Origin of the sequence: Limosilactobacillus caviae, from assembly GCF_014635905.1 — a bacterium.
Classification (GTDB): domain Bacteria; phylum Bacillota; class Bacilli; order Lactobacillales; family Lactobacillaceae; genus Limosilactobacillus; species Limosilactobacillus caviae.
Window position 1 is genome coordinate 75,645 of the sequence record NZ_BMDS01000003.1, and the last position, 16,842, is coordinate 92,486.

17 protein-coding genes and 1 other RNA gene are annotated in these 16,842 nt (G+C 37.8%); 17 read left to right on the forward strand and 1 reads right to left on the reverse strand.

The window, feature by feature from the left end:
* The first annotated feature begins 13 nt into the window (after positions 1-13).
* The 16 genes from glmM (at position 14) to IEU90_RS05250 (ending at position 14,613) form a co-directional block, all read left to right on the forward strand.
* Positions 14-1,369: a phosphoglucosamine mutase gene (gene glmM / locus IEU90_RS05180; RefSeq protein ID WP_153710101.1), complete on the forward strand. Its 1,356-nt coding sequence runs from the start codon at positions 14-16 to the stop codon at positions 1,367-1,369.
* Between the two features lie 199 nt (positions 1,370-1,568).
* Entirely contained in the window at positions 1,569-3,389 is a 1,821-nt protein-coding gene (gene glmS / locus IEU90_RS05185) for a glutamine--fructose-6-phosphate transaminase (isomerizing) (protein ID WP_153710102.1), read from the forward strand.
* A gap of 270 nt (positions 3,390-3,659) precedes the next feature.
* The gene (locus tag IEU90_RS05190) at positions 3,660-3,971 is read left to right on the forward strand and encodes a hypothetical protein (protein ID WP_182599241.1); all 312 of its coding nucleotides are present in this window, start codon (positions 3,660-3,662) and stop codon (positions 3,969-3,971) included.
* Positions 3,972-4,060: 89 nt separating this feature from the next.
* Complete coding sequence (locus IEU90_RS05195; protein WP_188357826.1) at positions 4,061-5,923, forward strand: acyltransferase family protein; 1,863 nt, start codon at positions 4,061-4,063, stop codon at positions 5,921-5,923.
* A 13-nt stretch (positions 5,924-5,936) separates the two neighbouring features.
* A complete protein-coding gene (locus tag IEU90_RS05200; RefSeq protein ID WP_153710104.1) occupies positions 5,937-6,404 on the forward strand; it encodes a MarR family winged helix-turn-helix transcriptional regulator in 468 nt (155 codons plus the stop codon).
* The gene (locus IEU90_RS05205) at positions 6,397-7,203 is read left to right on the forward strand and encodes a Cof-type HAD-IIB family hydrolase (RefSeq protein ID WP_153710105.1); all 807 of its coding nucleotides are present in this window, start codon (positions 6,397-6,399) and stop codon (positions 7,201-7,203) included. Before IEU90_RS05200 ends, IEU90_RS05205 begins: the two co-directional genes overlap by 8 nt.
* A 310-nt stretch (positions 7,204-7,513) precedes the next feature.
* Positions 7,514-8,131 carry an aggregation-promoting factor gene (gene apf / locus IEU90_RS05210; RefSeq protein WP_188357827.1) on the forward strand — a complete coding sequence of 206 codons (618 nt, stop codon included), beginning with the start codon at positions 7,514-7,516 and terminating at the stop codon, positions 8,129-8,131.
* Positions 8,132-8,232: 101 nt separating this feature from the next.
* Positions 8,233-8,606, forward strand: a transfer-messenger RNA (tmRNA) gene (gene ssrA / locus IEU90_RS05215).
* A gap of 342 nt (positions 8,607-8,948) precedes the next feature.
* On the forward strand, positions 8,949-9,110 hold the full coding sequence (locus IEU90_RS05220; protein ID WP_371868159.1) for a damage-inducible protein J: 162 nt from the start codon (positions 8,949-8,951) through the stop codon (positions 9,108-9,110).
* Between the two features lie 316 nt (positions 9,111-9,426).
* Positions 9,427-9,708, forward strand: a complete 282-nt coding sequence (locus tag IEU90_RS05225; protein WP_153710107.1) for a type II toxin-antitoxin system RelB/DinJ family antitoxin — start codon at positions 9,427-9,429, stop codon at positions 9,706-9,708.
* Positions 9,698-10,018: a MazF family toxin-antitoxin system gene (locus tag IEU90_RS05230; protein ID WP_153710108.1), complete on the forward strand. Its 321-nt coding sequence runs from the start codon at positions 9,698-9,700 to the stop codon at positions 10,016-10,018. Before IEU90_RS05225 ends, IEU90_RS05230 begins: the two co-directional genes overlap by 11 nt.
* Before the next feature lie 306 nt (positions 10,019-10,324).
* Positions 10,325-10,684, forward strand: coding sequence for a hypothetical protein (locus IEU90_RS11290; protein WP_229723599.1), 360 nt, complete (start codon positions 10,325-10,327; stop codon positions 10,682-10,684).
* A gap of 9 nt (positions 10,685-10,693) precedes the next feature.
* Positions 10,694-11,239 (forward strand): hypothetical protein, encoded by a 546-nt coding sequence (locus IEU90_RS11295; RefSeq protein WP_229723601.1) that lies wholly within the window; start codon positions 10,694-10,696, stop codon positions 11,237-11,239.
* Positions 11,240-11,377: 138 nt separating this feature from the next.
* Positions 11,378-12,097 (forward strand): response regulator transcription factor, encoded by a 720-nt coding sequence (locus IEU90_RS05240; RefSeq protein ID WP_153710110.1) that lies wholly within the window; start codon positions 11,378-11,380, stop codon positions 12,095-12,097.
* On the forward strand, positions 12,097-13,584 hold the full coding sequence (locus IEU90_RS05245) for a sensor histidine kinase (RefSeq protein WP_153710111.1): 1,488 nt from the start codon (positions 12,097-12,099) through the stop codon (positions 13,582-13,584). The genes IEU90_RS05240 and IEU90_RS05245 overlap by 1 nt, the downstream gene beginning before the upstream one ends.
* 168 nt (positions 13,585-13,752) lie before the next feature.
* Entirely contained in the window at positions 13,753-14,613 is an 861-nt protein-coding gene (locus tag IEU90_RS05250; RefSeq protein WP_153710112.1) for a GRP family sugar transporter, read from the forward strand.
* A 37-nt stretch (positions 14,614-14,650) separates the two neighbouring features.
* Here the strand turns inward: IEU90_RS05250 and IEU90_RS05255 are convergent, their stop codons facing one another.
* Positions 14,651-15,259 (reverse strand): sugar O-acetyltransferase, encoded by a 609-nt coding sequence (locus IEU90_RS05255; protein WP_188357828.1) that lies wholly within the window; start codon positions 15,257-15,259, stop codon positions 14,651-14,653.
* A gap of 177 nt (positions 15,260-15,436) precedes the next feature.
* Here IEU90_RS05255 and IEU90_RS05260 point away from each other — a divergent pair, with 177 nt between their 5' ends.
* Entirely contained in the window at positions 15,437-16,795 is a 1,359-nt protein-coding gene (locus IEU90_RS05260) for a glucose-6-phosphate isomerase (protein WP_153710114.1), read from the forward strand.
* Positions 16,796-16,842 lie beyond the last annotated feature (47 nt).

Sequence of the window (16,842 nt, forward strand, 5' to 3'; positions counted from 1 at the left end):
GAGGAGAAGTGAAATGAAGTTAAAATATTTTGGAACTGATGGTGTTCGCGGTGTTGCAAATCAGGATTTAAGCCCTGAATTAGCTTTTCGTGTTGGACGGGCTGGCGGATATGTCCTTACTCGTCATTCAGAGCGAAAACAGCCACAAGTATTAGTTTCACGTGATACGCGAATTTCTGGACAGATGTTAGAAAATGCGTTAATTGCAGGATTATTATCAGTAGGAATTGAAGTTTTGCGGCTCGGCGTTGTTACTACTCCGGGAGTTGCTTACCTTGTTCGTGCACAAGAGGCTGATGCCGGGGTAATGATAACCGCTAGTCATAATCCGATTAAGTATAATGGGATTAAGTATTTTGGTGGAAATGGATTTAAACTATCTGATGAGCTTGAGTACGAAATTGAACAGCTGCTTGATGCAGAAGAAGATACGTTACCACGTCCATCCGATGCAGGTTTAGGAACTGTTGCAGACTATCATGAAGGTGCATTAAAATACACTTCTTTCCTTGAACAGACCGTTTCTAATGATCTGGAGGGATTAAAAGTAGTCGTTGATGCTGCTAATGGTGCTACTAGTGGTTTTGTTTCTAACTTATTTGCTGATATGAATGTTGAGTTTATCCCGATTAATGATCAACCAGATGGACTAAACACAAACCTTAACTGCGGCTCGACCCATCCAGAGAGCCTTCAAAAGGCGGTAGTTGAAAACAACGCTGACTTAGGTGTCGCTTTTGATGGTGACGGTGACCGTTGTATTGCTGTTGATAATGAGGGTAATATTGTCGATGGCGATAAGATTATGTATATTTGTGGTAAGTACATGGATAAAAAGGGCTTACTTAAAAAAGATACTGTGGTAACTACAGTAATGAGTAATCTTGGAATGTATAAGGCGCTTGAAGCTCACAACTTAAAGAGTGTTAAGACCAAGGTTGGTGACCGTTACGTTGTTGAAGAAATGCTTAAGAATGGTTATAACCTCGGTGGAGAACAATCTGGTCATATCATTTTCTTAGATCATAATACAACCGGTGATGGGATGCTGACTGCGCTTCAACTCCTGTCTGTTGTTAAAGATTCTGGAAAGACGCTTGCAGAACTTGCAAACGATGTCACTACTTATCCACAAGAATTGCTAAATATCAAAGTTGCGGATAAAGCAAGTGCAATGGAAAATGAAAAATTAAAGGAAGTCATTGCTGAAGTTGAAAAAGAAATGAACGGTGATGGCCGCGTATTGGTACGTCCTAGTGGTACAGAACCACTATTACGAATTATGGCTGAAGCTGCTACACCAGAGTTAGTTCATGAATATGTTGAACGAATCGGTGATGTAGCACGAGCTGAATTAGAAGTAGAATAATTAAAATGAAAGGGCTAGGGGATTTAATATTCCTTGGTCCTTTTTGATAATCCTGTTAGTAAATTCAAGCTATATAGACCAATCTTATAAAATAATTGACAAGATAACCTAAAAACTGTACTATACAATACAGTTGATTAGAGCTAGTAGTAGTTACTAGTTATCTATACCAATTTTATTTAAAGGATGGAATTTAATTATGTGTGGAATTGTTGGAGTTACTGGAACTGACAAGAGTTTGTCAATTCTAATTGATGGATTAAAGCGTCTTGAATATCGTGGATATGACTCTGCCGGTGTTTATGTTAATGATCAGCAGGGACATGATTACCTAGTTAAGCGTCCAGGTCGGATTGCCAATTTAGAGGCTGCACTTGGCGATGAAGTACACGGTTTAGCAGGTATCGGTCATACACGGTGGGCTACTCATGGTGAACCAAATGAGGCTAATGCTCACCCACAGTATTCACAAGACGAGCGATTCTACTTAGTTCACAACGGTGTAATTGAAAATTATGCTGATTTAAAGAAAGAATACTTATCCGATGTAAAATTTGTTAGTCAAACTGATACAGAAGTAATTGTTCAGTTAGTTGATAAATTTGTTGTTGAATCTGGAATGACTACCGAAGCCGCTTTGCTTAAGGTATTACGTTTAATTAGTCCTGATTCATCATATGCATTTGTATTAATGGATAAGGAACAACCAGATACATTATTTGTTGCTAAAAATAAGAGTCCATTGTTGGTCGGTATTGCTGACGGTTATAATATGGTCGGTTCAGATGCAATGTCGATGATCAAGGAAACTAATACTTTCATGGAAATTGGCGATCATGAACTAGTAATCGTTAAGCCGGATCATGTTACTGTTAAAGATTTTGATGGCAATGAGATCGAGCGGCCAACATTTAAGGTTGATATGGATGCTAATGCAGCGGATAAAGGTACCTACCCATACTACATGCTTAAGGAAATCGATGAACAACCAGCTGTTATGCGGAAATTAGTTCAAGAGTACTTTGGTGATAATGATGTAGCAAAAATTGATGAAAAGATGCTTAAGGACATGGCCGAAGCTGACCACTTATACATTGTCGGCGCAGGGACGAGTTATCATGCAGGACTTGTTGGTGCGCGGATCTTTGAAAAGCTTTGCGGTATTCCTACTTCTGTTCATATTTCATCAGAGTTTGCTTATGAACAACCACTTCTTTCTAAGAAGCCATTCTTTATCTTCTTAAGCCAAAGTGGTGAAACAGCAGATAGTCGTGAAGTACTTGTTAACGTAAATAAGCATAATTGGCCAAGTCTAACTATTACTAACGTTGATAAATCAACACTTTCTCGTGAAGCAACTTATACTGAATTGCTTTACGCAGGCCCAGAAATCGCCGTGGCTTCAACTAAGGCGTATACTGCACAAATTGCGGTTGAAGCAATTCTTGCACAAGCATTAGGAGTATACATGGGCAAGCAAGCTGCGAAGGACTTTGATGTTAAACATCAATTAGGATTAGTGGCTAATGGTATGCAATCAATCACTGATAGCAAGAAGAAGATTGAAGAAATTGCTTCCCGTTATCTTTCAAAGGTACCTAATGCCTTCTACATTGGTCGTGGAATGGATTGGTCAGTTTCACTCGAAGCAGCGTTGAAGTTAAAGGAAATTTCATATGTTCAAGCTGAAGGATTTGCTTCTGGAGAATTAAAGCATGGAACAATTGCATTAATTGAAGACCATACTCCGGTTATTGCTATTATTACTCAAGATCGGACTGCAGGGTTGACTCGTAGCAATCTTGAAGAAACACAAGCTCGTGGTGCAAGTGCTATTACAATTGTTTCTCGGCACCTTGCACAAGAAGATGATACTTTCGTTCTTCCAGATGTTGATGAAGTGCTGACCCCATTATTGAGTGTTATTCCTGCACAATTATTAGCTTACTATACTAGTCTTGGCAAAGGCCTTGATGTTGATAAGCCACGTAACTTAGCTAAGTCTGTTACAGTTCAATAAAAAATTATAGGTGAGTGGAAGATAATCAGAGAATTATTACCACTTGCTTTTTTTATCCATAATTTACAAGTAATTTGATATATTTTTGGCAATTGTTCATTATAAGGGGTTGACTTATATTGTTGAAACCGCTATCATAATAAGTGCAAGGTATTAAGTAATTACCTTCTAATCAATTCTCTTTCTCTCTTATGCCAATCATCGTCGTTTAGACGGTGATTTTTTTGTTTAAACTCGCTATAATGGTAGGGTTGAAAGGGGAAGAAGAACGTGGAAGAGCAACACGAAACGTTAACATTAATTGAGGAAATTACCCGTAATGATGGCTCAAAATATTATGAAATTGGTAATATGGTGCAAAACGGACGGGCAGAGTTAGCAGCTGAGCGTCACTTTATTAAAGAAGTACGAATTCTAGAGTTAAATATTCCTCATTCAAAAAATGTTATTAAATACGAACACTTTATAAACACCCATTACAAGATGCAGGACGAATCAATGGATCATTGGGAAGAGTGGAAACGACCACCCGAAATTGAGGAAATTGTTCAGGTAATCTTAAAAGAAAATCATGTTGGATAATAGACTAAATCTTGAGACTGAGAGGCTAGTCTTAGGTTCTTTAATTTTTGAGCGATGCTTTGGTATGAATAAATAGTGGAGGTTAGGCAATGAAGCCGAATTTTAATCCATCGCAGGGAATGCAGACGCACTATTTTGTGACAGGAATAGATGGGCTAAGAACATTAGCTGTTTTGGGAGTTATTGTTTATCACCTATTGCCCAATGTTTTAACAGGTGGATACCTCGGAGTTCCGCTTTTCTTATTAGTTTCAGGATACTTTGTGACGTACCAGTTTAGTCGACAGCTTAAGTATGGTTACCGAATAAATCTTGGTCACTTTTACCTTAAACGCTTTCGGCGATTATACCCGACACTGATTGCAATGCTGTTACTAACAACAGCGTATATTACATTGTTTGCTCATGAATTGCTTCATAATATTCGCGCAACAATTATTACAAATTTAACTTGGGTCTATAATTGGTGGGAAATTGGTCATGGTCAATCGTACTTTGATCAGTTTGGCGGCGTATCGCCCTTTACCCATCTTTGGACCTTAGGTGTTGAAGCACAATTTTACCTCCTATGGCCGCTAATTATTACGCTGCTCTTTAGGGTTTTTAAAGACTTAAAGAGTGTACGGCGAGTAGTTTTCGGCTTGGCAATTTTATCAGCAATTGAAATGGCTGTCTTGTACGACCCTGCAAATATCAATCGGGTATATTACGGGACAGATACCCGTGCCTTCTCGCTTTTCCTTGGTTCATGGTTAGGATTAGCGTGGCCGTTGAATCGTTTGCGGCCTAATTTACAGGCAAATAGTCGAAATCTGCTTAATGTTATTGGTATTTTAATGACCGTTTTAACCATTGTTGGCTTTTGTTCGTTAAATGGTCAGTCAGCTTTTACTTATCGTGGCGGCATGTTTCTTTACAGCCTTGTCGGGATGCTTCTTATGGCGACAATCCTGCATCCTGGTGCAAGCATGAATAAATGGTTTTCTAACCCTGTTTTTCACTGGGTTGGTCAGCGTTCATACGGGATCTATGTTTACCAATATCCGATAATGATCTTTTATGAACGAGTAATCAACGTGGGGAATCATCCGCTAATTAATGCCTTAATTGAAATTACAATTATTTTGGCAATAAGTGAAATTTCATATCGGTTAATTGAGCAACCAATTGCGCATTATCAATGGTCTAAGCTGCCAGCAGACTTACAACATGTAATAGAAACACACCAGTTTAGCTGGCAGAGCGGGTCTAAGTTATTAGCAAGCGTGTTGGTCTTTATCATTGCTTTTATTGGTTTTTGCCAACCTAATCGTGCTCCTAAAAAGACTGCGGTTCAACAGCGAATTGAACAAAACCATCAAGCGGCTGAGGAACACAATAAAAAAATTGCTAAAGGAGAAAATGTTGCTGAGGCGAGTGGCAATACCTCTAAACTGCAAAAACAGTATGATTTAACTCCCGCACAGGTAAAAGCAGCACAAAAACTAAAAGTAACGGCGATTGGTGATTCCGTTATGGCTGATGCGGCTGATAGTATTCAAAAGTTAATGCCAAATGCTTATGTTGATGCGCAAGTGGGAAGACAAGGATCAGCAGCACCGGGAGTAATTAAACAATTAAAAGCTGATGGCCATTTGAATAAGATTGTAGTCCTAAATCTTGGTACTAACGGTCCGATGACACAGGATACGCTTGATAATATCCTAAGTGCGATTGGGCCAGGTCATCAAATCTATTGGGTTACAGCACATGTTCCAACCAAGCCATGGCAGCAAACGGTTAATAATGAAATTAAAGATATGGCAAAGAAACATAAGAACATTCATGTAGTAGATTGGTACAAAGCTAGTCAAGGGCACACTGAATGGTTTGCAAATGATAATGTTCATATGGGGCCAAGCGGTAATGATCATTTTGCACGATTAATTGCGAAAACGATACTGACTAAATAATTAGGGGGATATGATGGCAAATGAAGACCAGCTGTTGGATAAAGCAATAAACATCTATTTAACCGGCTTAAAGGGATTGGAAAGTTTTATTTCCGAACCGGCGAGTGAATATAATTTATCCTTTGAACAATTTTTAATTCTAAGAACAATTATCAATCACCCTAATATTAAGCTGATGGATATTGCTGAGCAGCGGCAAGTGACAAGAAGTGCTGTTTCCCGGCAGCTGAGAGTTCTGTTTCAGCAGAAATATGTTGAACAAAAAGCTGACCCAGCGGATCGTCGTCGAATGTTTCTCGTTGCAACCAGTAAGGGAAAAGACGTTGAGACAAAGATATGGCAGAAAATTAATCAGCGATTTGCAAAGTGGGTGCAAATATATGGAGAGAGACGTGCCAGTCAATTTTTAGCACTTTTTGAAGACTTTAACCAACAAATAATTCAAGGAAATATTAGGAAGAAGGAAAGAGAAAATGATTAAAATGATTGCCCTCGACCTCGATAATACGTTGCTAAATAGTGATAAAGAGATTAGTAAGCGTAATGAACAGGTTTTAAAGCAATTACACGAACAAGGAATTCGGGTAGTGCTATGCACAGGACGACCAATCAATGCAATCTGGCCATACATTGAACAACTTGGTTTAACTCAAGATGAGGATTATACCATCACATTTAACGGTGGTTTAGTTATTAACAACAATTCGCGCGAGCATCTCTTTGAATTAGGAATGAAGAAAAGTGATTTATCGCACTTATTTGCTTACGTTAGAAGTGAAAAGATTCCATTAGACGTTTTAGATTTTGAACGAGTTTATGAGCTGAATGACTATCCTGGATCCATCTATCGTACTGTTTTAAGAAATATTGAATTTAATGATCTAGCAATGAATGATTTGCCGGAAACTACCTATAGTAAGGCAGTAATGGCAATTGAACCAGAAAAGCTGACTAAAATAATTAGTAACCTTCCTGCTGACCTTAAAGCTCATTATCATGCTGTGCAGTCGCAACCAATGATAATGGAGTTTTTGCCTAAGAAGTTAAACAAGGCAGTTGGACTAAAGGCATTATTGGACCATTTTGGTGATGACTTTAGTAATTTAATGTCATTTGGGGATGCAGATAATGACCTTGAAATGATTAAGGCGGCTGCGCAAGGAATCGTAATGGAAAATGGGTTGCCAAATGTAAAAGCAGCTGCCACAGCAATTACTGATACTAATGATAATGATGGTGTCGCAAAGTATTGTGAACGTTATTTTGCAACACTTTTGTAATAAAGATAGTTATAAACGGAAAATAAAGGGCGGTTTTGGAGCAAATATGAAATTTTTGCGAAGAAATCAGCTTTTTTTATTTATTTTTTTATAAATCATCTGTAAAAGTTATGCAAACCGAAAACGCAACCCGCACAAGGAATTAGCCGATTATGACTATAATATTTTAAAAGCTATATTACAAAAAGCAAACGGAGAGTAGTAAATAGAAATGGTGCTGTTACAGCTTTGTAATATTAAGAGTGTAGTATATAGGGTGTTGAAACGGAAAAGATAATTTGCTAAATAATAAAGGATGGTTATTTAATTTATGATTTCTAAGAAAAACTTTGCTAAAGTATCTGCTACTCTTGGTGCAGTGGCCTTAGGTGTTAGTGCAACGGCTACTGCTGCTAATGCTGACACTATCTACACCGTACAAAGTGGTGACACACTTTCAGGTATTTCTTACAAATTTGCTAAAGACAACAGTATGATCAATGATCTTGCTAAGAAGAACAATATTCAAGATATTAACAAGATTTTTGTTGGTCAAAAGTTAATCATCAAGAGCGATGGTGAAATTCAAGAATACAATGCTCAAAATGCAGCTAATGCAAATGTAGCAAACAACAATACTCAAGCTACACAACAACAAACTGCTCAAGCACAACCTCAACAAGCACAAAGCCAAGCTAACCAAAGCTACACTTCAAATGCTTCAGGTTCAGAAGCTGCTGCTAAAGCTTGGATTGCCGGTCGTGAATCAGGTGGTAACTACAACGCCACAAACGGTCAATACATTGGTAAGTACCAATTATCTGCATCATACCTTGGTGGTGACTACTCACCAGCTAACCAAGAACGCGTTGCTGACCAATACGTTGCAAGTCGTTACGGTTCTTGGACTGCTGCCCAACAATTCTGGCAAGCAAACGGTTGGTACTAAAATAAATAAGATTAATCAATTTTATTGCGAGACTGATGGAATATTATTTCCTTCTGTCTCGCTTTTTTGGGCTAATATGTTATAATGGTAGTACTTCTTATGGGGATGTTTATGGATTCGACAGGTATAGGTCGAGTTTCAACTGCGTTTCGAAGGTTGCGTCTTCGTAAAAACGCTCAGTTTTAAATTATAACTGCAAACAATAATTCAAACGCATACGCATACGCTGCCTAACAAGTAGCGCGCGTAGATCCATTCCGGGTTCGTCCATGATGCGGTAATGGGTTTTATACTTAGTGGACTACGCTTATTACTCCCGTTTGAAGTAATAAGAAGAGATTAATCAAACTAGCTAATCATGGTTGCCCTGATCAACGGCGTTTTGGTTAGCGAAGTTTAAATAGTTGAGATATGAACGTAGAGGTTGAAATGGCGATATGCTTGGACACGGGTTCGACTCCCGTCATCTCCATTATGAGTTTGCGGCTAATTGCAAACAGTGTTAAAAGCCCGAGATAATGGGATTTAGGGAAATACAAAATTTAATGAAAAGCATTGAATTGCATTTAAATGTTGTATAGAATTTGAATATTATTTGGGCATGACCATCACAGTAAAATGTGGTGGTTTTTCTTTGCTGTTATTAGGATAATTTTGCATCGATGAGACCAAATTTTGAAATACAATAGGTAAGGATTAACTTGTACTATTATAATTTCTTTCAACCCTTCCTGATAGTAGGGTACCAGTTGATGTTAAGTAAAGAGCTAGCAAAGAGTTAGCGGCACACGGATTATCTATTTCTAGTTTTATTCGCATGATGTTATCATCTGTAGCAAATGATGGACTTTCTAAGTGTTGGGGGATTCCGAACGCTGAAACGATGTCATCAATTGATGAAGCTATTGATGCTATGAAAAAGCCACATTTAAAAGGTGCTTCTTCATATGATGAATTGGAGAAGTTGCTAGATGAGTAAAATAATTCCTACAGGTCGATTCAAGAAACAACGGAAAAAGGTTAAGAAAAATCCCTGTTAGCATAATATTTTCTATGATTAAGAACACCCAACCAAGTAAATAGAATGTAAATGTGCAGAAAGATAAAGTGCGGTAGCTTTATCAATTGCCATTAAAGAAGACCTTCCCTAATCTGGAAAGGCCTTTGTTTTTAGAGTGTCAACTATAAAGGACATATTGGACGGTAAATAAGATAATGATAATTACAAAAGATTCAGTACTTAAAATTGATGTATAATCTTGTTAGGATTATAATGTGATTATGAGGTGATTATAATGATGAATACAATCGCACGGAAAAATAAAAAAGTTCAGGTAAATGTTGAACGCAATTTAGCAAATGAAGCAGAAGATATTATGAATGAAATCGGGCTTAACCCCACCGTTGTTATCAATGCTCTTTACAAGGAAATCGTTGCAACGGGACGAATTCCACTCAGTTTTAGCCTAACTCCAGAACAACAAACTGCTTTAAGAATACGTCTGTTGTCAAAAGATAAGCCGGAAAAAGAAATCAATAGTGAAGAAGAAATGAAGGAGTTCTTTGATGAAGACTAATGATATTTCAATAGCTTATATTTCTTGGAATGGCGGTGGGAAAAAAAGACCAATTTATATTATTTCTGATAGTGATAATAAGGTTCGCTTCTATAAAATTACCTCCAAATATGAAAATAAATCATTTGAGATTAGGAAAAATTACTTCAAAATAGACTATTGGAAAGAGGCGGGTCTTAATAAGCAGTCTTATATTGATACAATAACTGTAGGTAAAATTGATAAGCGAAAATTTAACTTGAGGATTATCGGTAGATTGAGTAAACAAGATGCTGAGAAATTAGTAATGTTTTTAAATAATCAAAATTAACAAAGAATAATGTACAATTTAATAATTAAGTCGCTTAGCAAAAATCAACATTGCTAAAGATAACGATCCGGCTAATATAAAAACTTGGAACTAGATCATTGAGCAATTACAACGAATTTATCGATTGGGCGCGGCCATCACAGTAAAATGTGGTGGCTTTTTTATTGACTCATTTTAATCTAAAAGCAATAAAAGCTTTTATCTACTGCTAACTAATTGTTGAATTAAGATTTTAATTTAAATTAAAAAGATACTATGATACTATGTGAAGCTGGGGGTATTTTATTTATAGGAGGATAATTGCAAATGGCGAAGGAAGAAAATGGTCCCAACAAAGCAGTAAAGGAAAATAGTTCACAGTCATGGTTTGATTCCCATAAGACTCTTTCAATTATTGGCGGAGTTATTATCATATTGGTGGTAATTGCTGGCATTTGGGGAGTCATTCATCCACGAGTTTATGGTACATATTATGGTTATATTGATGGTAAAAAGAACGTTAAGCTAGTTATCGATAAAGATGGTAAAAACAAAAAGCTTGGTTATATTCAATTTGTATCATCATCTGATACTGGAAAGGCAATGAAAGACTTTACAACCGCCTTTGATAAGAATGAACGTTCAATTAAGGAGTTTGCAGAGTACGATAAATCCGTTTCTGAATAAAAAAAACTAATGGACAGTAGTCTTTATAAAAATTACCTCAGTGAGGCTAAGGTTCCGGTACAGGTAGTTAAGCACAATGACAATTGGTATCTTCAATATCGATCACAACTATATGAAGATGCAGGCTACTCGAGAAGTGATCTCAAAGATCTTACTACAGATCTTTTTGGAGAAAAAACCTATACTAAGGATAATAAAGTTACATATGGCTTTAAGAAATTTATTGTAGGGCCTAAAGACAAGAATCTGCTTTTCTATCGGGGAGATAAAAAGCCAAATGATCCGGAAGACTGGGCTTCAAAGAGTGAGCAAAAGAAACTAGTCAAAGAGCTAAATGAAGCTACTGATGAATTGAATGACTTTGCAGATATGATGAAGACAATGAAAAATTTGAGTAATCTTGATGCAATTATCGATGCGATGGACAACGGGACAGCTTCTGAAGACTCAATGTCAGATGACAGCAATGATAATAGTGATGATCTTGAAGATGCAAGCACGGAAGATGTTAGTTTTAACCCGGTGACGATGAAGGATCAACTTGTTTTTGAATAATTACTAAGGTTTGGGAATGATTGTTCTCAAACTTTTTTATTTTGGCTGAGAAATGATATTATTAAGTGAACATTGTGAATATGTTAAAATTAAGCGAGACAATACTAAATCAGATTTGATATTAGGGGAATGACAAAAATGCAAATTTTAATGATTGAAGATAACCATTCCGTCTGTGAAATGATGGCAATGTTTTTTAAAAAAGAAAAATGGCAATATGATTTTGCATACGATGGAATAGAGGCAGAGGAAAAATTTAATGCTGATCCACATAAATGGGATATTATTTTATTGGACCTCAACCTCCCTAAGAAGGACGGGATGCAGGTAGCAGCTGATATTCGGCGGGTATCACCAACCGTCCCATTGATAATGCTGACTGCCCGCGATACAGAAAGTGATCAGGTTTTAGGGCTTGAGATTGGGGCAGATGATTATGTAACAAAACCATTTAGTACAATTACCTTAATTGCCCGAATCAAAGCTTTATATCGGCGAACTCATTTGAACAAATTAGAAGATGTTCATGATGCTGAAAATGATGATACATTTGATATTCAAACAAAGCATTTCAAGATGAATACTAAGACAAGGGAAGTATTCTTATATGATAAGCCGGTGAATGATTTAACGCCTAAAGAATTTGACCTGTTAAAGACCTTAGCATCAAAGCCTCGTCAAGTTTTTACGCGGTCTCAGTTATTACAACTGGTTTGGGACTACGAGTATTACGGCGATGAGCGGACAGTCGATGCACATATTAAAAAGTTACGGCAAAAGCTTGAAGATATCGGGCCACAGGTTATTAAAACCGTCTGGGGTGTTGGATATAAATTCGATGATGAAGGTAACGACTAATGAAATTAATGTATCGGCTAATGCTGTCATTTTTTGCAGTGATTATGATTTTGATGGCGATTGTTAGTATTTCATTTATTAATGTTACTAATAACACCCTATACCATAATACTTGGCAACAGCTGAAAAGTTATTCTGATAGTTTAATTCAAGATTCGATTCGTTATAATATGGCGACGCAGAGTTTTGAAGGATTTGCTACTGAGTCATTGAATAGCAATGCTAACTTGTTAACCCGTCAAAATGTCCATTTTGCGATTTATGATACAACTCATCGTAAGATTTTTGCTAGTAATGGTTTTACTCCTAATATGAGTAAAGATGATTGGAAAAAGTTAAAAAAAGGAGAAACGGTCTATACAAAGTTAATTACTCCCAAAATCAATGCACGGGTTTCTAATGGAACATCACCGCGGATGACAGAAGTATCACGTCCATACTTTTATAAAGGGAAAATGATCGCAGTAGTATCGATTGCAACATTTGTATCAACGATTGAGCAAAATATGCATCAGATAAAAACTAATTTGATAATGGCGCTGCTTACTGCCAGCCTTGTTACATTAGCCGTTAGTTACTTCCTAGCGCGGTCAATTACTAAGCGGATTGATCGGCTGCGTTTGGCAACCCACCAGATTGCGCGTGGAAACTATAACGTTGAGGTTGATGATGATGGCCGTGATGAAGTTGCTGATTTGGGGCGTAGTTTCAATCAGATGACGGCATCATTACGTGAATCACAACAAGAGATTCGGCGACAGGAAGAACGACGACGGCAGTTTATGGCTGATGCGGCTCATGAGATGCGGACACCGTTGACAACGATCAATGGAATCTTAGAGGGGTTACAGTATGATGCAATTCCTGAAGAAGATAAGAAGCATAGTATTCAACTAATGCAAAATGACACGCGTCGGTTAATTAGGCTGGTAAATGATAATTTAGACTATGAAAAGATCCGCACTAACCAAATCGCAATGGAACGAAAAGTATTTGATGCATCAGCTGTTCTTGAAAATCTAAAGGAACAGCTATCTAAGAAGGCTAAAGAAAAGAAAGACACGTTGCGGTTAGATGTTGAAAAAGATTTACGCGTTTACGCCGACTATGACCGCTTTGTCCAGATTATGTTTAATATTATTCAAAACGCAATTCAATTTACTGACCAAGGAATAATTGATATTCGCGGGTATCGGGTTGAAAAAGGGAGTCAATTTGAAGTCCAGGATAATGGAATTGGAATGACCCCGGAACAGTTAGACAACATTTGGGAACGTTATTATAAAGCAGATCGTTCAAGAATGAGTACTAAGTATGGCGAATCTGGACTTGGACTGGCAATTGTACACCAATTAGTTTTACTACATGGTGGTAAGATTGATGTGAAAAGCCAACACGGAAAGGGGACCACTTTTACAATTTTCTTCCCTGACCGTGATTATGCACCCCATAATAATCAACAAACAAATAATAAAGATAAAAAGTAAGCCAATTTATTACGTATAACGCTTTAACCTTGTAGTTAAGGCGTTTTTGTTTTTATAGACCAATTCATTTGCGGTGGAAAATTTAAAGAAAGCGCTTGTGTAAGCGTTTACCTTGTGATAAACTTATACCCTGTAATCATATAACGGATTGATAGGAGAGAATTTTTAATGAATTATTTACTTGCTTTAATCCCAGCGATTGGTTGGGGACTTATGCCACTAATTACTGGTAAGATTGGTGGATCAACGATTAATCAAATGTTTGGAATCGGTGCCGGTGCAACAATTGTCGGCTTAGTTGCATTTATTTTTGGTCACCCAACGGTAAGTATGGCTGGCTTCTGGTTCTCAGTACTATGTGGTGCTTTATGGACGATTGGTCAAATTGGTCAATTTATTTCATTCAAGCGAATGGGTGTTTCAAATACAATTCCACTATCAACAGTGTTCCAGTTAATTGGTAACTCTTTGATTGGGGTTATTATCTTTGGCGAATGGCATAGTGCTCACGCTCTTACAGTAGGATTCATCGCATTGGCAATTGTTATTGTTGGGGCATTGATGACATCAGTATCTGATGAGAGCACCGGAAAGAAAGTTACTGTTCAAAACTTCTTCTTCCTTCTTATTACAACTATTGGTTACTGGGTATACTCAGCATTCCCTAAGATGCCAATGATTGCTAATGACAGTTCACTTGGAATCTTCCTTCCAGAAATGCTTGGTATTTTACTTGGATCAGTTATCTATGCGATTTGTTCAGGAAACATTGACTCATTTAAGCAAAAGAAACAATACCTTAATATCTGGGGAGGAATCTCCTGGGGTATCGCAGCGCTTGCCTACATCTTTGCAGGACGGGCACTCGGAATCAATGTTGCCTTTGTCTTCACGCAGATGAATGTTATTATCGCAACTATTGGTGGTGTGCTTATCCTTCATGAGCACAAGACCCGTCGAGAAATGTCATTCACAATTGCCGGGATTATCTTTATTGTTGCCGGAAGTATTTTAACAATTTTTGCCTAAAAAATAGGCGCCTGCATGATGCAAGCGTCTTTTATTTTTAGTAAGGATAGTTTGCTAAACGATCTTTTTCAGTGATGGTGCGGACAACTTTGCCTGGGACACCAAGGACGAGCGAATTGTCAGGAATATCTTTAGTAACTACGGCACCCGCGCCAATAACACAGCCATTGCCAATTGTTACGCCAGGGCAAATAGTTACATTGCTTGCAAACCAACAATTATTACCGATTGTAACGGGTTTGCCATATTCAATATCATCAAATTGTCCATCAGCCTGTTTGCGGATATTTCGTTGCTGGTGCATAAGGGGATGCATTGCCGTAATAATAGAAACATTTGGTCCGCACATTGCATTATCGCCAATTGTAACTGGGCATGTGTCGAGAACAGTAAAATTAGCGTAGAAATTCTTGCCAAGTTTGGTAAAACGACCATAATCAATATGAATAGGCCCTTGAAGATAAATCCCATCGGCGTGCTCCGGAAATAGGCGGTCAATAATCGCTTTTCGTTCAATCGTATCTTCATCTGCTGTTAAATTATAATCACGACAAAGACGATGTGCGAGCTGTGAGAATTTATTAAGTTCAGGAGTACCAGGGCGGTAAGGTTTTCCTGCAAGCATATTTTTTGTATTTTGGTCCATAATTATTTTCCTTTCTGTGATGTAAGCGGATACTTACTATGTTCAAAGTATGCCTAATTATATTTGAATTTTCAATTCTGTATTTATAAGAAAAATTTTTTAGTTCTGATTGAAACCGACTTCATTATCCGCTATGATTTAAATGTCTAAAAAATAAAAAAGAAAGAAGCTATTGGAATGACACACATTAAATTTGACAGTAGCGCATTAAAGCAATTTGTTCACGATAACGAATTAGGTGAAATGCAAGCAATGGTTAACGCCGCTAATGATGAATTACGGAATGGAACAGGCGCTGGCGCCGACTTCCGTGATTGGCTGCATTTACCAACTGAATATGATAAAGAAGAATTTTCACGGATTAAGAAAGCCGCTGATAAGATTCAACGTGATTCTGATGTTTTAGTAGTCATTGGAATTGGGGGTTCCTACTTGGGAGCACAAATGGCGATTGACTTCTTACATAACACTTTCTACCAAGCACAAAAGGCTAAGGATCGTCAAGCACCACTAGTAGTTTTTGCTGGTAATTCCTTAAGTTCGACTTATGTTCATGACTTGATTCAATTAATTGGGGATAAGGACTTCTCAATTAATGTTGTTTCAAAGTCAGGAACAACAACTGAGCCATCAATTGCTTTCCGGATTTTCAAGGATCTCCTAATTAAGAAGTATGGTGAAACGGAAGCAAATAAGCGGATCTATGCGACAACCGATAAGGAAAAGGGTGCTTTAAAGACCGAAGCTGATGCTAATGGATACGAGACCTTTGTTATTCCTGACGGGGTTGGCGGACGCTACTCGGTTCTTTCTGCTGTTGGTCTTTTACCAATCGCTGCATCCGGTGCCGACATTGATAAACTGATGGAAGGGGCAGCTCAAGCGGAAAAAGACTATGTTGACCCTGATTTGACTAAGAATGAAGCTTACCAATATGCGGCATATCGGAACATCCTTTACCGTAAAGGTTATGAAACAGAGCTATTGGAAAACTACGAACCAAATATGCGGATGTTTGCGGAATGGTGGAAACAATTAGCTGGTGAATCAGAAGGTAAGGATCAAAAGGGCATTTACCCATCATCTGCTAACTTCACCACGGACCTGCACTCTCTTGGTCAATACATCCAAGAAGGCCGTCGTTTCTTGATGGAAACAGTTGTTAAGCTTGATAAGCCAAACTATGACATGGAGATCCCGACTGAACCGGATAATCTCGATGGCTTAGGCTACTTAGAAGGCAAGACAATGGATTACGTTAACACCAAGGCCTACGAAGCGGTTGTTGCTGCTCATACTGATGGCGGTGTTCCGGTTATGACGGTTCATATCCCTGAAGAAGACGAGTACACCTTAGGCTACTTGATTTACTTCTTTGAGGTAGCTATGGGGATTTCTGGTTACTTAAATGGCATTAACCCGTTTAACCAACCAGGAGTAGAAGCCTACAAGACAAATATGTTTGGTTTGCTTGGTAAGCCTGGCTATGAAGAAATCGGCAAAGCATTACGGGATAAGATGGCAAAGAACGATTAATTAGCTCATTAAGAGGGTGAAGGGGTAACTTACTCATTTCAGCCCTC

Coding starts and splice junctions, on each gene's coding strand:
- IEU90_RS05230 (WP_153710108.1), top strand. CDS start 9,698: ATGAAGACTAATGATATTTCAATAGCTTATATTTCTTGGAATGGCGGT.
- IEU90_RS05205 (WP_153710105.1), top strand. CDS start 6,397: ATGATTAAAATGATTGCCCTCGACCTCGATAATACGTTGCTAAATAGT.
- IEU90_RS05260 (WP_153710114.1), top strand. CDS start 15,437: ATGACACACATTAAATTTGACAGTAGCGCATTAAAGCAATTTGTTCAC.
- apf (WP_188357827.1), top strand. CDS start 7,514: ATGATTTCTAAGAAAAACTTTGCTAAAGTATCTGCTACTCTTGGTGCA.
- IEU90_RS05200 (WP_153710104.1), top strand. CDS start 5,937: ATGGCAAATGAAGACCAGCTGTTGGATAAAGCAATAAACATCTATTTA.
- IEU90_RS05220 (WP_371868159.1), top strand. CDS start 8,949: ATGATGTTATCATCTGTAGCAAATGATGGACTTTCTAAGTGTTGGGGG.
- IEU90_RS05250 (WP_153710112.1), top strand. CDS start 13,753: ATGAATTATTTACTTGCTTTAATCCCAGCGATTGGTTGGGGACTTATG.
- glmS (WP_153710102.1), top strand. CDS start 1,569: ATGTGTGGAATTGTTGGAGTTACTGGAACTGACAAGAGTTTGTCAATT.
- glmM (WP_153710101.1), top strand. CDS start 14: ATGAAGTTAAAATATTTTGGAACTGATGGTGTTCGCGGTGTTGCAAAT.
- IEU90_RS05225 (WP_153710107.1), top strand. CDS start 9,427: ATGATGAATACAATCGCACGGAAAAATAAAAAAGTTCAGGTAAATGTT.
- IEU90_RS05240 (WP_153710110.1), top strand. CDS start 11,378: ATGCAAATTTTAATGATTGAAGATAACCATTCCGTCTGTGAAATGATG.
- IEU90_RS11290 (WP_229723599.1), top strand. CDS start 10,325: ATGGCGAAGGAAGAAAATGGTCCCAACAAAGCAGTAAAGGAAAATAGT.
- IEU90_RS05255 (WP_188357828.1), bottom strand. CDS start 15,259: ATGGACCAAAATACAAAAAATATGCTTGCAGGAAAACCTTACCGCCCT.
- IEU90_RS05195 (WP_188357826.1), top strand. CDS start 4,061: ATGAAGCCGAATTTTAATCCATCGCAGGGAATGCAGACGCACTATTTT.
- IEU90_RS05245 (WP_153710111.1), top strand. CDS start 12,097: ATGAAATTAATGTATCGGCTAATGCTGTCATTTTTTGCAGTGATTATG.
- IEU90_RS11295 (WP_229723601.1), top strand. CDS start 10,694: ATGGACAGTAGTCTTTATAAAAATTACCTCAGTGAGGCTAAGGTTCCG.